Here is a 14,428-nt window from a genome sequence, read left to right as displayed (position 1 = left end):
TCACTGGGTGGTTTCCTGGGCCGCAAGAGTGATGGCGAGCCCGGCGCCAAAACGATCTGGATCGGCATGCAGCGAACCATGGATGCTGCGTTCATGATCCTGGCGCTACGGGCTGAGGACTCATGACTTCTGTATAAGGAGATGATTTAAGCCGGCCGGCAACCCCGCGAGCGTGTCTCCCCCTTGTCATCCCGGCTCCGACACTCAGAGCGATAAAGAGGGATGGGATAAAGGCTAATATATAAAAATTAAGGTTGAAATAGCATGACCATTTATCTAGGTGGATATGGGGCAGGAAATGTTGGTGATGACTTGATTTTGAAGTCGATCTTGAGTCAGGATCCTTCCGCGACCATTGTCGCCTATGGAAGGCCCGGGCTTGAGCAGTACAAGGAGTATGTTGAATTCAAGAATTTTCTTGCCGATCCGGAGCGGTATATTGAGGGCCATACGACCTTGGTTATGGGCGGCGGCGGGATCTTCTGGTCGCCCGAGCATATTCAAGAGTTACTGATTATTGCGCTAGCCGCAAAGACGGTCGGCTGCAAGCTGCAGATAAGCAGGGTGGGCCTTCATGGATTCCACTACAACATTGCTGCTTCGCGCCATCTTCTGCGTCTTGCCGAGCGCGTTTCCTTTCGCGAGCATGATTCGCTGGATCTCGCGCGGAGGCACCTCGGGTGCGACGGCGCGGTAGTCGAGCCGGACTACGCCTGTGGCATGATTGAACCAGTGCAACGCACCGCGAAGACGGGGAAGTTGAAGGCCGGCATCAATATCGGCTCCACCCGGTTTATCGRCGACGAGCCGTTCTCGATGCACCTGCAGCAGATATATGCCGGGATTGCGCATCAGTTCCGGGATGAGTTGGAACTCTTCTATATTCCGTTCTGCAGCCACGTTTCCGCACACAACCAGAGCGATCTTGCGAAAGCGGATCTGCTCCATTCCGTCTCCAATGGACTGATCAAGTGTGCTGACTTCGCGAGTGTCGATGATTTGCTGGGATTCTGCGCACAATGCGATTTCTTTATTGGCGAGCGTTTTCACATGCATATCGTAGCGCATGCGATGAATATCCCCTTTGTGCCGTTTATCCATAACGAACAGACGAAATATCGGGCGCTCGCGCACGAATATGGGGATGTGCCGACGTATTACGAATTTTCCCAGGCATTCATCATGGACTCCCTGACAAGGCATGTCCGGGAGCTAATTGATGCCGCTTGTGTACCGGTAGCCTGACGGGGAGAGGGGGGTGGGATTTACYTTCCCSCCGGTGCTTCATGCCACGCACCCGGGCTTATCGGAAAAAGGGGCGCAATGCCCCCTTTTATTAATTTCGGAATAATCCCTGATTCTGGGCAAACCATTGATAGCTGTCTCGCAGGCCGTCTTCGAGCGAAATACTCGCCCGCCATCCGAGTTTGCTCAGGCGCGAGACATTGAGAAGCTTCCGCAGGGTGCCTTCCGGCTTGCTGCTATCGAAGCGCAATTGCCCCTTGAATCCGGTGACGCGCTTGACGCTCTCGGCAAGTTCGGAAATCGTGCAGTCTTCTCCAGTTCCAACATTAATGTGCGACTGCATCGGCTCCGTATTGGCCTGGTATGTGGCCGCGTCAAGCTCCATGATATGGACGCTCGCCGAGGCCATATCGTCCACATGTAGGAACTCGCGCATGGGCTTGCCGCTCCCCCAGATCACCACTTCGTCCTCGTGATCCCTGATGGCCTGATCGAATCTGCGCAGCAACGCCGGAATGACGTGGCTGTTTTCCGGATGGAAATTGTCATGCGGTCCGTACAGGTTGGTCGGCATGGCGCTCCGGAAATCGCACCCGTACTGGCGGTTGTAGCTTTCGCATAGCTTGATGCCAGCAATCTTCGCGATGGCATATGGCTCATTGGTCGGTTCCAGCATGCCGGTCAACAGCGAACTCTCGGACATCGGCTGTTCGGTCGCGCGAGGGTAAATGCACGACGAACCCAGGAACAGCAACTTCCTCACGCCGGCGCGATGGGTCGAGTGGATGATGTTGGCCTCGATCATCAGGTTTTCGTAGATGAACTCGGCAGGATAGGTGCTGTTTGCATGGATGCCGCCTACCTTGGCCGCGGCCAGGTAAACCTGATCGATGTGGCGATCGGCGAAGAATGCCTCCACCTCGCTCTGCCGGGTAAGATCCACCTTATCACGGGCGGCGGTGACGATGTTTCGGTATCCCAGAGTTTCGAGCCTTCGCACTATGGCCGAGCCGACCATTCCGCGGTGGCCCGCGACGAAGATTGCGTCGTCTTTGTTGATACTCATGCTTTGTGCTCCAGGGATACGGGAACGGCGTACCCATGCTTTGCGAGCAATGCGTGGCGCTTCGCGACATTCAGATCGTCGGCAACCATCTCTTCGCACATTTCCTGAACCGTGATCTCGGGGCGCCAACCCAGCTTCGACATGGCCTTGCTTGGATCGCCCAGCAGAGTCTCCACCTCGGTCGGCCGGAAGTAGCGCGGGTCAATTCGTACGATTACGTCGCCAACCTTGAGGCCCGGCGCATTTGGGCCCTCGGTGCGCGTTACCACGCCGGTTTCATCGACACCTTGACCTCGGAACTCCAGGGTGACGCCAAGTGCCGCAGCTGCCATGGTGAGGAATTCGCGAACCGAATACTGCAGGCCCGTTGCGATGACGAAGTCCTCGGGTTGCTCCTGCTGCAGCATCATCCATTGCATGCGGACGTAGTCCTTGGCGTGACCCCAGTCGCGCAAAGCGCTGAGGTTACCCATATACAGGCATTCTTCCAGGCCCTGCGCGATGTTGGCCAGGCCACGGGTGATCTTGCGCGTCACGAACGTTTCGCCGCGGCGGGGCGACTCGTGGTTAAACAGAATGCCGTTGCAGGCGTACATGCCATAGGCTTCACGATAGTTGACAGTGATCCAGTAAGCATACAACTTGGCAACTGCATATGGGCTGCGCGGATAGAAGGGCGTCGTCTCCCGCTGGGGAATTTCCTGGACCAGGCCATAGAGTTCCGAGGTCGAGGCCTGGTAGAACCGGCAACTCTTCTCCATACCCAGAATCCTGATTCCTTCGAGCAGCCTGAGCACGCCGAGGCCATCCGCGTCGGCTGTGTATTCCGGTGCTTCAAAGCTGACCGCGACATGGGATTGGGCGCCCAGGTTGTACACCTCGTCGGGCTGCGCATTCTGGAGTATCCGCGTCAGGTTAGACGTATCTGTCAGATCGCCGTAGTGGAGGATGAAGCGCTGATTCCGCACATGCGGATCTTCGTAGATATGGTCGATCCGCTGCGTGTTGATCTGCGACGCACGGCGTTTGATGCCATGCACTTCGTATCCCTTTTCAAGGAGTAGTTCAGCCAGATAGGAGCCGTCTTGGCCCGTGATGCCGGTGATCAGTGCTTTCTTGTTGGAACTCATATTTCGATTATCGGACGCTGCGCTACAGATTTGCGGGGCGTCAAGTCAATTTGCTAGGAGGAGAGTAATTGCGAGGTTCTTGAAGCAACAGTCCGGCTGGATTACAGTCGGCGTCATTGCCGTATACTACTACCGTCAGTGCCCTCAGTTGCCAAAGCTGAGACCATTGCGGAAATTTCGACCGCAGGGCGAGCATTTCGAGATGCCTATGCGCCCGAGTTGCAACGACTTGAAGTGCGCACTCATCGATCGGTTGTACATCCCGAAAACGTTTCTTGGCGCCGACTCCTTCATAGTAAAATCCCGCGAGCCTTGGGCTCACGGCGGCGCGGCGTCTTGCCTGTATCCCGGCAAGTCTCTCTCGTTCGCCCTGGCCGAGCCTAGATTCCCCAAGCAAGGTGTACCGTTCCAGGCCCTCCGCAGCCGGGGCGGCAGATTGAGGATTGGTCCCCACAGCCAATCGTGCGGACCCGATCAAGGCTTCGCCTAATGGTAGGCAATTGCATGAGTTCTGAAACCACTATCGTTCAATCCCTGCGTATCCAGGTCCGGGTAGTCGGAGCACTCCTGATGCGAGAGATCCTGACGCGCTATGGACGGCATAACATCGGATTCCTATGGGTGTTCTTTGAGCCGATGATGTTCACGCTTGGCGTGACTGCCCTCTGGACAGCCACCAAGGCGGCGCATGGATCGAATCTGCCCATCACGGCTTTCGCTGTGACCGGCTATTCCGCAGTCCTGCTTTGGCGGAACTGCGCCAACCGTTGCGCCTTGGCGATCCTTCCAAACCAGAGCCTGCTGTATCACCGCAATGTGCGCGTGATCGATCTGTTCCTGGCGCGGGTTGTACTGGAGATCGCTGGTGCCACCACCTCGTTTGCCTTTCTGCTGCTCCTGTTTATCTCCCTCGGGCTGATGGAGCCACCGGTAGACCTGGGACTGATCTTTGTTGGCTGGGTGCTACTGGCGTTCTTCGGCATCGGGCTCGGTTTTACTGTTGGCGGACTGAGTGAGCGCAGCGAAGCGGTGGAGCGCATCTGGCACACGATTTCCTATTTGTTTTTTCCGTTCTCAGGTGCGGTTTTTATGGTGGAGTGGCTTCCACCCTTGGCCCGGAAAGTTGTCTTGTGGTTTCCGATGGTGCACGGCACGGAAATGATTCGTGCCGGATATTTCGGAGTCAGGGTGAATCCGCACTATGATCTCAGCTATCTCTGTGTTGCCGACCTGATCCTGTTATTCATAGGTCTCGTATCCGTACGCGAGGCCAGCAAGCGAGTGGAGCCGGAGTGATTGACATCAAGAATCTAGGCAAGGGCTACCATACGCGTCAAGGTTGGCGGATGGTACTGCACGATATCAACCTGCGTGTACAGCAGACGGAGAAGATCGGCATCCTGGGACGCAATGGCGCAGGGAAGTCCACCATGATCAGGATGATCAGCGGCGCGGAACTGCCCACATACGGTACCATTCGGCGTGGGATGAGCGTGTCCTGGCCACTGGCTTTTGGCGGAGCCTTCCAGAGCAGCCTGAGCGGAATGGACAATCTGCGCTTTATCTGTCGTGTGTATGGCGCCGACCCAAAAGCCGTCGAACCGTTCGTGCAGGAATTCTCGGAGCTAGGCTACTACCTGCGAGAGCCCGTCAAGACATATTCAGCGGGCATGCGCGCGCGGCTGGCCTTCGCGATCTCAATGGCGATCGATTTCGATTGTTTCCTGATCGACGAGATTGTTGCTGTGGGTGACAGCAGATTTCACGCGAAATGCCACACTGAACTGTTCGAGAAGCGGAAAGAATCTTCGCTGATCATTGTCAGCCACGACCCTGGCTATATTCGTGAGCATTGCGACCATGCGGCCGTCCTTGTGCAAGGAAGGCTTCACGCGTTCGACGAGGTCGATGAAGCCTATGCCTTCTACGAGCAATCAGGGGGTTGAACGCTGTCTCTTTTCGACCACCGACCGGTACACCTCGTCAATCTTCTTCGCATAGGATTCCGGATTGAATTGAAGTGCCTGGCGGACTCCCTTTTCCTCCAAGCCGTGCCGCAGATCGTCGTTCGCGTCGATGGCTCTCATGGCTTGTGCGAGCGCGCGCGTATCGTAGGGGTCGACCACCGAACAGGCGTCGCCGGCTACCTCCAGCAAGCTGCCGATCCTCGAAGTGATTACGGCGGTCCCAAGCGTCATTGATTCGAGCACGGGCAACCCGAAGCCTTCGTAAAGGGATGGGAAGATGGTCGCTTTGGCTCCACGGATTATCGTCGTCAAAAGCGGCAGCGGCAGGTACTCGAGTCGCAGGATACGGCTTTGCACCTGGCCCGGAAGCGCGCCAATCGTCTTCAGGAGCCGCAGCTCCTCATCCGACTTCCATCCCGGTGCTCCGACGATTACCAGGGGCAGATTCACCCCGCTGCCAAGATATGCCTCGATAAGTCGATTGATATTCTTCTTGGGCTCGATCGCGCCAAAGAACAGGAAATATCCCTTATAAGAGAGATTGAAGATTCCTGATAGCTCCTGACGTACCGTCGCCTCGTCTTTCTCGGTCGCGGCTTTCGGTAGAGATACCGCCTGAAAGGTATTCGTTACCTTATCCGGGTCGGCATCCAGTAGATTGATGATGTCCATTCGCGAGGTTTCGGAAACGGTGACGATGTGATCGGCGGTGTCAACGAGTCTTTTGCAGAGAGCGTAGTAGTTCCGCTTGTGGTCGAGCGTGGTATGCGGCAGTCTCAGTGGCACCAGATCGTGCAGCGTATAGATGTTGAGCGCACCTTTGGCGCGTATGGGCAGGGGATAGGTCCAGTGCGCAATGTCTACTTGTGGCAAGGCCACGCTTGCGAACCTGTTGAACCACCTGAAAGTCCGGTGGGACCGCTTGTATAGATCCGGACTGTTCCAGAGCCTGTCGAATTTCGGAAGGCGTGCCTTGAGCGAATCATATAGAACACTTCCTGAGATTGGCACTTCATCGACGCGGCATCCAAGGGGTGCCGAGAGTGCTTCGCCCACCATGCGCGGGATACCCCCGATACCCGCCTTTTTCCGCATCGCCCCGTCAAAGAAGGCAATCTCGCTCAGCAGAGGATTCTTGGAGCGCGTAGACCTGCCGCCATAGAGCAAATCGATCCGATAGCCGACGCTTCGGGCGGCCCTGCACAGATTGCTGCCGTAGGTGGCAACGCCTGTCCCCTTCTCGAGGCCCAGGTTGTATCCATCTACCATTACTGATGGCATTGAGTGAATCCTCTCTTGATCGGGTATTTCTTGAAGTGCATTTGGTCGGGGGGCTGTCTGGGGGGGGGGGGGCGATATTGGCGGGAATCCGACGGTAATCGCTATTCGATAGCCAGCCGTACGTTCGCACCGATGGTGCGGCCATCTTGCGGATTACCCAGGTACGGGCCTGCGAGCAGATCGAAATCCGTTTCGACGAAGATCCAGTGAGTCCCTGCTTCAAGGCGCAGCGCAAGTTCCGCAGGCTTGTCGGTCACATCGATGTGATACGCGTCATTGTTCCCGTACAGATCGACGCGATATGTCTGCGGACCGGCGTGCTTTGTATAGATCGGACGCAGAGATAGCCTGACCACGGCATCCCGGCTGGTGGTGACCACGACCGCGGATTGCGTGTTCCCGTGTCCATCAACCGGAGCGGTCCAGCCATCCGGGAAGCGATTGACAAACAGCACGGTTGATGACTGATAGACCTCGTACTCGCGAGTGAGACGATTCGGGATCGTCCATTTCTCCGCGATCATGTCGGCGACGCTGTCCGGTACGCAGTTGCAGCAGAACAGGTCATCCACCGGATGCCCATGCATGAGAAGGACGCGTAGCTGCGAATAGGAGTGCAGTTCATAGAGCCGCAGATCTCGCCCCATGAAGAAAACGTGCTTGAAGAGTTCCCGCAATTGCGCAAAGAGCGAGGCCGAGGATGACGGCTTCCCCCGATTGGCTTCTCTCGCAGCGTGGGCCTCGACGTTCATCTCGCAGACCAGGAGTATCTCGGGGTTTGCTTTCAATAGCCGTTTCGCGCCCGACACCACCTGCTGTTCGGAGCCTTCGACATCGATCTTGATGAAGTCGATGCGCGGGTTCTGCAACTCATCCCACCAGTCATCCATGGGTCGTACCTGCACCCTGCCACCCACCTGGAGGGAAGGATCCAAAGCCGGCGCAATGGCTTCCCGCGCGCTGGCGCCGATGCTGGCTCGTCCAAGCTCTGCTCTATCTGCGTATATGGTCGCAATACTGGCATCCTCGCCGAGCGCGAACTTATACGGTGTAACGTTGCTGCTCGCATTCAGCGCGAGGTTGTGCAGGAGCAGCGAGTAGGTCAGCTCGACCGGCTCGAAGGCATACACTCTGTGCGCGCAGCGCGACATAGCGATGGCGTTGATGCCTACGTTTGCACCGACGTCCACGCACGTCCACGATTCGCGGATGGTCCGCCTGTAAAGATCGAGTTGCCACGGCTCCCAGGTCTGCTCGCGTTGTACCGCCGTCGCAATATTCCGGTCGAGTTCGTCGAAGACAATGGCATAGCTGTCTTCTTTGAACCGGATAGTCAAAGCCATAGCATTTTCCATAGACGCATCGTGTTCCATCGCGCAGTGGTTTCCGAGCTAGGCTCAACCCTGTGCGCGGAGGCTTCCAGGATGCTCGCTGTATTGTTCAACCAGGGAACTTGCGGACTCCGCTAGCGAACCTGGCAGGCGCAGCGGAAGATTCCGGAATGACCGAATGCTTCTCGATGTCCGGTCTAGGAACTCATGCCAGTGATGATCGTGCTTCTTTGGATAGATCAGGAACCCGGCGAGGTGCGGCAAGTTGTTCCGAGGCTGGTCCTGGGGGCAGGTCCGGCCGATACGGACGCTGTACATGGCCGCTCCGGACCTTGACATATGGGTGACGGGTTCGGCCTCGAGCTCTGCCCATGTCAGTGCCGGTGAGGCGTCGTCAGTGCTGCCTTCAGCACGATACAAGAGGGCCTTGCACGCGACCACACCCTCGGGAGGGAAGGGCAGGCAGAACTGAATCTGTGCGTCGCCATCGAAGATGGCGGTACCAAGTGAATTGGTGGCGCCCCATCCAGCCCCAAGAAGCATGCTGCGACCCTCCGCCTCGCTGTATTGCCGTGCGGTGCCGGCAACCTCCTCGCTACCGTAGTAGACGCCATAGCGTGCCGCATTCGCAGGGATGACGGGCGGTGCGAAGTGTTTCGACGCCGTGAAAATCGTATTGAGCGCCTGGATCCACGGGGTATGTAGTCCATCTTCGATTCGGTGGGTCCCCTGCGCTAGCGAGGGCTGCGTGTCGGATGGGCGGGCAGCGGATGGCAAAGTCTCGGCATTGACCGGGCCATGATCGGTAAAGTATGACGCGCTCGCTCCGATGACTTGGAGTACTCGCCGATTGCCTGCGTGGCATAGCACTTCCGCCCCTTGTGCGAGCGCATGCGCGGCCCAAATGTCGCCATCGGGGCGCGACTGGGGGATGAGGAGCGTTTGGATGCGCGCGCTGGTGAGATCGTGCCATGCTTCGGCAGGCGCGATTCGCGCTCTCGGGTGCATGGCGTCGGCCGCTTGGCAGCGGAGCGCGGATTCGTCGCATGGAACTCTCGACGAGATTATTTGGCCCGCAACATCGCTGTGGCGCAGCGCGCTCATTTGCATGTCGAGGGCGAGCATGTCGTGGGCGTCTTGAGGCTCGAGGACCAGGATGCGGTTGCCGGCGCGGGCGCGCGCAACGGTTGCTCGTGGTGTGTCGCCGGAGGGTCTTGGATCAAGTGCAAAGACCATCGATTGGCTGCGGCCGACCCGGCGGGCAATATCCTCGGCTAGTTCGCGGTCTTTACCGTGACACACCAGAAGTGCCGTTGCATGTTTTTCAAGGATCTTCAGGATCTCGACGCTGTCCGAGCTGCCCGGACCGGCAGCGGCTGCATCGCGAACAACACCAAAAATCCGCATGCCCAGTTGGGATCGGGCCGCGCAGAGCAAGCGGATCAGGTCCGTTGGCTGGGTGCGGCGGCAATTCACGCCGGTGACCAGATCGGTGTGTGCGAATCTGCCTGTTGGCAAGGCCGCTGCCTCGCGTCCGTCTACGATGTCGCCATCAAAGGTGTAGCGCAGAAAGCGGCCAGCCTCCTGATCGAATACAACTGGGGTTATGTCAAAATGCTTCGAACTGGCGATGCCGAGGTCAACAAACCATTTCTCCTCGGCGCAGAATTGGCCGGTGCCCACGAGGCGATGGTACCGCGTGCAGTCCCAGAGGAGCCGGCGTTCTGGCTCAGAGTGGGTTGTCAGTTCCAAGGGGTCGGCTGCCCAGTCGCCCTCGTGGCCAAGCAGCCCAAGCGCCGTTAGTTCTTCGCGAGCATTGATGTTCAGCCGATCAAGCAGGAACGACCGCCGGTACCAGGCAATGGCATCGTCCATCCGCTGGGCCACTTTATGCAAGTGGCCGATATGCAGCGCTGTGTCGGCAGAGTCCGGATCGAGCTGGATGGCCGTCTGGTAAGCGGTTTCAGCACCAGCCAGGTCTCCATGTTCCTTGCGCGCATGACCCAGCTGGACCCAGATACTGGACAGCGAGGGTTTGGCGGCAACGACGCGCTCGTAGTAAGCAATGGCCGAGCGCCATTGCTTTGCCTCTCGCGCCTGGTCACCTGAGCGGATAAGGTTACCGACCTTACTGCCGAAAGCGATCTTCAGATTAAACATTTGGGTGTTCTGCTCCAAGCGGTCAAACGAACTCAACGCGCGCTATGCCCCACGACTCTCGTGTCGAGGCCGCCGATGCATCTGCTCCAGGCAGGATCTGGATGCGTAGCGTGTTACTTCTCTTGAGCGAGTGCACGGGGACATCGTGTGCGACCACCCCCACATTCTCTGTGAACGAGCCAGATCCGATCGACCAGCCGTTAAGGATGACGAGATACCGGGCGGCCTGGCCGGCGGTGCCGAATGACTTGTAGGCGATCTGCATCTTGCTGGTGGCGCCCAAGGTCGGGTCGAGCGAGAAGCCTAGTGTCAGGCCGTCTCCGGTCACCCAGGCGCAATCGTCCTCGACGTTGACAACACCCTCCACAATGTGGCGAAGACTTTCACTGGTCGAAGGCTCGAACTTGTTTTGATCGAGCCAGGGCATGGAAGAAAGTTGCTCCAGATATTGTTCGGTCGCGCTCTTCTCGCGCCGGCGGAGCTGGGGGGAAATGCTGCCGTCGGCCTCAAGGCGCTCGATTGCCTCGCTCCCGCCGAACGCCTCCAGATACTGGAGGTTGCTCAGCAGGAACGCGCGATACTGTTCCAGTCCCGCACTGTAGTGAGCGATCAGGCTCCTGGCGAAGTCGGCTGCATTAGGTCGCTTGGCAAAGACCGGTTTTGGGGTGGTGCGGATGAAATCGAGCAGGTCGGCTTGCGAAGCAATCCACTTTTCGTAGCCCATCTGCGCGGTCTTCCACGCCATGCGGCCCATTGCCTCCGCGCGTCCATGCAAATCGGTGTAGCTGGCCTGATCTGGGTTGAACAGGACGCCGTTGACCCAGTTTGCTATATATTCGTCGTGAGTCGCGCCGTCGGCTGCGAACACGAGGAAACCGCGGCTCATCGCTTCCAGGAACGCCATGCCAATGCCCTCGGTGCGGCGAGGGGCGATGAATACGTTACACGTGTCAAGCAGGCGCGCGTAGTCGTCCGGCGATTTGAACCAACTGGACGTGGTCAGCTCGTAGCCAGACATACTCCGCTGCATATAGGCGCTGGATATGCACTTTTCATCGTCTGGCGTGTCATGCACATGCAGGCTGTCAATCTGAGTGCCGAGAAGGCGTTCCACCATATTCAGGTTGATACCGTGCTCCGGGCGGCGCTGCCAAAGAAGAACTTTGAGCTTATCAAATTTCTTCAGGCGATTCTCCCCGACCGGCGGCTTGAAATATTTGACAAGCAGCGAGTCTCCGCCACAGCGGCCGATCTTTGCGTGAAGGCGCCGGCTGAAATTGATGAAGCGCGCCTGTCTGGCCCAGAGCCAGTGGAGATCCGGCATATTCGCTGAACCGTCATACATGGGAATCACGATGACGCGCATACCCATGGCCAAGAAGATGGGAGCCAGGTAGTCCATCTGCCAGAGCACCGCGAGATCCTCCTGTGTATCCTCTATCGAGTCCAGCAGGCGCGAGGGCTCGTCAGGGTCAACGTAGAGTGTGCGCAACTCAAAGGAGCGCGCCAGCAAGGCGCGAAAGAACTCGCTGGAGCGAGTCTTCTCATGAAAGATGTGGTCAATAAAAAGTATTTTCATAGTGCAACTCGAAACCATCGCTCATAGGAGCCGTCCATGTCCGCCGTCAGCCGGTGACGGGCCTGGAGAGCACGTTGGGCAACGTGCTCACGATCTTCCTGCTCGAGCCCGATGACCGCATTCGCCATTTCCTCGAGCGACGAGCATACGGTACCAAGGCCGTAGTATCTGATTTGCTCGGAGAATGCCATTCGATCCAGCGAGATAACCGGACGTCCGAAACAGGCGGCTTCCATCAGCGCCGCGGAGCCGCGTAGTTCGTACACGATGTGATCATATGGCAGCAAAATGACGGATGCATTTCTGTAGTGCCGGATCATTTCCCGCTCGGATATCATCGAGGACAGCAATTCAACTCCCGGCATTGCGTAGAGCTGCGATATATAGCCATCGTGGTGAACTGCATCGCGGTCGGGCAGGTTTTGGACGACGAACTGAATGGCCAGATCGGGGTCACGTTGTCGAATCGACAGGAAGAGCTCGCGCAGCAAGAGAAAGCCCTTGTCGTATCGTGCCGATCCAGGGCAGAAACATATCATCGGACCTGCCGGGGGGAATGGGAATGCCGTCGCGATGGTGGGATAGGGCGTTACCGCGACAGGCGCGCATAGCAACGCAGCGAGACGATCGGCGAGCTTCGGGGTTTCGGCTGAAAGCGCGATGCGGGCTCCGGCGGCGCGCGCGATGACAAGCCGGCGAAGCAACTCGCGCTCGGGGTCGCGGTAGGTGCGCGAAGCGTTCTCCATGACACCGATGAAGCGCAGGAAGATCTTGGGCTGTCGGGCTATGGGTTGTTCCGCCAGCGCGTTCAGGAGTCCAACGACGCCGTATATATCCAGACTGGGGAAGAAGAGCGTATCGGTATTATCTATTCCATAGCTCTGGATGAGCCGCTTCGCATCTCGGGTTGCCTGCGCTTCGAGTGGGTCCGCGAAGCCGCTTGCGCTTTCTGCGCCGAGTTTGGGAGCCGTTGCAATGGAAATATATTCGCGATAATAGAAATCGTAGAACGGGACGAAGCCATATTCGTCGACCGTTTTTTCTGGCAGGTGTTTGCAGCACAACGRCACGATCTCTTCAAATACGTCGGAAAACGCATTCGAAAAATAATTCAATGCAGCGACATTGTGGCCAAAAGGTTGCGCGCAAACCGGATCACAGATAAACAAACGCACAGATAGACTCCAACGCTAAGGCGAATGATGAATTGACTTGGTTGAGCAGCTCGTCAACGGCAAAATGGCGTGGAAAGCTTAAGGGCCCCGCCACCAGTTGCGCATGCATTCCTAAAGAATGGCAAGTGCGGGAGATGGGGGTGGGCTGCGTCGACTCGGGCGCGTCCGGCGATAAAGGACCGTATTACTTGAACGTATTGACCGTGGTTACCACCGGATAGGCCACGGAGAACACCACGTTCAGGAATTTCTGAAGCTCCGCGATCGGGGCGTTCGAAACATACAGGAGATCCCTGTTGTCCATCGGAAAGGTCTGAGCCACGAAGAAGCTGCCCGGGTCCTTCAGGTTGATGCGGTAGACCACCGGCACCTTGCCGTTCTGCGTGGTGCGCACGGGCTGATTGGGCCAGGCCAGGGCGGAGGCGTCCTCAAAGCGGAAAACGAACACGCCTTGCGCGTCGGAGCGGGCGTCTTCAAGGCCGCCGGCGCGGGCGATGGCCTGGGCCAGCGTGATGCCTTGCGCTTCGAAGTTGACTTCCTGGTTTTTTCCTGTCGCGCCCAGCGCGGTAAAGCTGAGAGGCTGATACAGGGCGGTTACAACGTCGCCTGCGCGAAGCGGCACGTTCTGGCGGGGGTCGCGGATGATGGTTTGCAGCGGCAGGGCTTGGACTTCGCTGCCGCGGGTGACCTGGATGGTCGTCTTATCCACGGGCTGGCGAACGCCTCCCGCGCTTGCGACGGCGTCCAGCAGGCGCTCGCCGCGCGGGGTGAGCTGCATGCGGGTACTTGCGCCGACGTCGCCGACCACTGTCACATAGGAAGTGACATTCTTTGACAAACGTACCAGAACTTGCGGTTGGTTCGCCTTGCCCTTCAGAGCGGCGGTAATGGCTCGCTCCACCTCGGTGGTGGTGCGGCCGGCTGCCTCGATCTGGCCAGCAAACGGGATATTGATCTGGCCGTCGCCGCTGACCATTTGCTCAGGCAGGACGGTGACGCGTGCATTGGTGGGCGCAACCCGGGGATCCATCGCCGAGGCGCCAAACAGCGTGGCAGGCGGTGCCTCCCAGACGGAAACTTCAAGAGTGTCGCCGACGCCAAGCTGTTGCTGGAATTGTGTTTTGTTGCCCAGGGTATGGACAAAGTCGCCGGGCTGGCGCACTTTCAGCAGTCGGTGTGCGACATCTTCCGTGACATCGACGATCTGGATGCCCGCAGTAACCGATGCCTGGATGGAGTCCTGTACCTGAGACTTGGTGGGACCAGAGGATGGGACGAAGGAACAAGCGGTAAGGCTGGCTGTGCTGATGGTCGACACGGCCACCAACAAGGCGGTCAGGCTACGCATTCTGAGGTGATTCTTATCGAGAGGCTGGGCGAATTTTTGCAATTATGGCATGTTCATAGCTAAAATACGCGAACTTGCCGATAATCTCATTCGTGGCCTTGTTGGAATATTCTCACACACCCGTTTGCGCGTTCCCTCGCGCAGTT

Annotated in this window: 12 protein-coding genes; 4 read left to right on the top strand and 8 right to left on the bottom strand. The window is 57.9% G+C overall.

The features are described 5' to 3' along the window. Together AC1DN0_RS29540 and AC1DN0_RS29535 are read left to right on the top strand one after the other, a co-directional pair. A partial coding sequence (locus AC1DN0_RS29540) for an IS4 family transposase (RefSeq protein WP_477144204.1) occupies positions 1–126 on the top strand: 126 nt, incomplete at its 5' end. Between the two features lie 138 nt (positions 127–264). Next, positions 265–1,245: a polysaccharide pyruvyl transferase family protein gene (locus AC1DN0_RS29535; protein WP_477146210.1), complete on the top strand. Its 981-nt coding sequence runs from the start codon at positions 265–267 to the stop codon at positions 1,243–1,245. Positions 1,246–1,336: 91 nt separating this feature from the next. Here the strand turns inward: AC1DN0_RS29535 and fcl are convergent, their stop codons facing one another. After that, on the bottom strand, positions 1,337–2,311 hold the full coding sequence (gene fcl, locus AC1DN0_RS29530) for a GDP-L-fucose synthase (protein WP_477111242.1): 975 nt from the start codon (positions 2,309–2,311) through the stop codon (positions 1,337–1,339). Next, positions 2,308–3,441, bottom strand: a complete 1,134-nt coding sequence (gmd, locus tag AC1DN0_RS29525) for a GDP-mannose 4,6-dehydratase (protein WP_477111241.1) — start codon at positions 3,439–3,441, stop codon at positions 2,308–2,310. Before gmd ends, fcl begins: the two co-directional genes overlap by 4 nt. A gap of 504 nt (positions 3,442–3,945) precedes the next feature. On the opposite strand from gmd, the gene AC1DN0_RS29520 reads away from it, so the two are divergent. Beyond that, positions 3,946–4,737 (top strand): ABC transporter permease, encoded by a 792-nt coding sequence (locus AC1DN0_RS29520; RefSeq protein ID WP_477111240.1) that lies wholly within the window; start codon positions 3,946–3,948, stop codon positions 4,735–4,737. After that, positions 4,734–5,387 carry an ABC transporter ATP-binding protein gene (locus AC1DN0_RS29515; protein WP_477111239.1) on the top strand — a complete coding sequence of 218 codons (654 nt, stop codon included), beginning with the start codon at positions 4,734–4,736 and terminating at the stop codon, positions 5,385–5,387. Before AC1DN0_RS29520 ends, AC1DN0_RS29515 begins: the two co-directional genes overlap by 4 nt. Here the strand turns inward: AC1DN0_RS29515 and AC1DN0_RS29510 are convergent. From AC1DN0_RS29510 to AC1DN0_RS29485, 6 genes are all read right to left on the bottom strand, one after another. Beyond that, positions 5,376–6,689 (bottom strand): glycosyltransferase family 4 protein, encoded by a 1,314-nt coding sequence (locus AC1DN0_RS29510; protein ID WP_477111238.1) that lies wholly within the window; start codon positions 6,687–6,689, stop codon positions 5,376–5,378. The two genes, AC1DN0_RS29515 and AC1DN0_RS29510, sit on opposite strands and share 12 nt — an antisense overlap. A gap of 101 nt (positions 6,690–6,790) precedes the next feature. Further along, the gene (locus AC1DN0_RS29505) at positions 6,791–8,032 is read right to left on the bottom strand and encodes an FkbM family methyltransferase (RefSeq protein ID WP_477111237.1); all 1,242 of its coding nucleotides are present in this window, start codon (positions 8,030–8,032) and stop codon (positions 6,791–6,793) included. A gap of 54 nt (positions 8,033–8,086) precedes the next feature. After that, on the bottom strand, positions 8,087–10,180 hold the full coding sequence (locus AC1DN0_RS29500; RefSeq protein ID WP_477111236.1) for a tetratricopeptide repeat protein: 2,094 nt from the start codon (positions 10,178–10,180) through the stop codon (positions 8,087–8,089). Between the two features lie 22 nt (positions 10,181–10,202). Then, on the bottom strand, positions 10,203–11,759 hold the full coding sequence (locus tag AC1DN0_RS29495) for a glycosyltransferase (RefSeq protein ID WP_477111235.1): 1,557 nt from the start codon (positions 11,757–11,759) through the stop codon (positions 10,203–10,205). Then, the gene (locus AC1DN0_RS29490; RefSeq protein ID WP_477146209.1) at positions 11,756–12,934 is read right to left on the bottom strand and encodes a glycosyltransferase; all 1,179 of its coding nucleotides are present in this window, start codon (positions 12,932–12,934) and stop codon (positions 11,756–11,758) included. Before AC1DN0_RS29490 ends, AC1DN0_RS29495 begins: the two co-directional genes overlap by 4 nt. A 184-nt stretch (positions 12,935–13,118) precedes the next feature. Then, positions 13,119–14,282, bottom strand: a complete 1,164-nt coding sequence (locus AC1DN0_RS29485) for a polysaccharide biosynthesis/export family protein (RefSeq protein ID WP_477111233.1) — start codon at positions 14,280–14,282, stop codon at positions 13,119–13,121. Between the last annotated feature and the right edge of the window lie 146 nt (positions 14,283–14,428).

It is taken from the genome of Cupriavidus sp. 05N39 (assembly GCF_056397325.1).
The sequence above is the reverse complement of the archived record's forward strand: the minus strand, read 5'-3'. Positions and strand labels throughout refer to the sequence as shown.

Coding starts and splice junctions, on each gene's coding strand:
- fcl (WP_477111242.1), bottom strand. CDS start 2,311: ATGAGTATCAACAAAGACGACGCAATCTTCGTCGCGGGCCACCGCGGA.
- gmd (WP_477111241.1), bottom strand. CDS start 3,441: ATGAGTTCCAACAAGAAAGCACTGATCACCGGCATCACGGGCCAAGAC.
- AC1DN0_RS29520 (WP_477111240.1), top strand. CDS start 3,946: ATGAGTTCTGAAACCACTATCGTTCAATCCCTGCGTATCCAGGTCCGG.
- AC1DN0_RS29510 (WP_477111238.1), bottom strand. CDS start 6,689: ATGCCATCAGTAATGGTAGATGGATACAACCTGGGCCTCGAGAAGGGG.
- AC1DN0_RS29505 (WP_477111237.1), bottom strand. CDS start 8,032: ATGGCTTTGACTATCCGGTTCAAAGAAGACAGCTATGCCATTGTCTTC.
- AC1DN0_RS29500 (WP_477111236.1), bottom strand. CDS start 10,180: ATGTTTAATCTGAAGATCGCTTTCGGCAGTAAGGTCGGTAACCTTATC.
- AC1DN0_RS29495 (WP_477111235.1), bottom strand. CDS start 11,759: ATGAAAATACTTTTTATTGACCACATCTTTCATGAGAAGACTCGCTCC.
- AC1DN0_RS29485 (WP_477111233.1), bottom strand. CDS start 14,282: ATGCGTAGCCTGACCGCCTTGTTGGTGGCCGTGTCGACCATCAGCACA.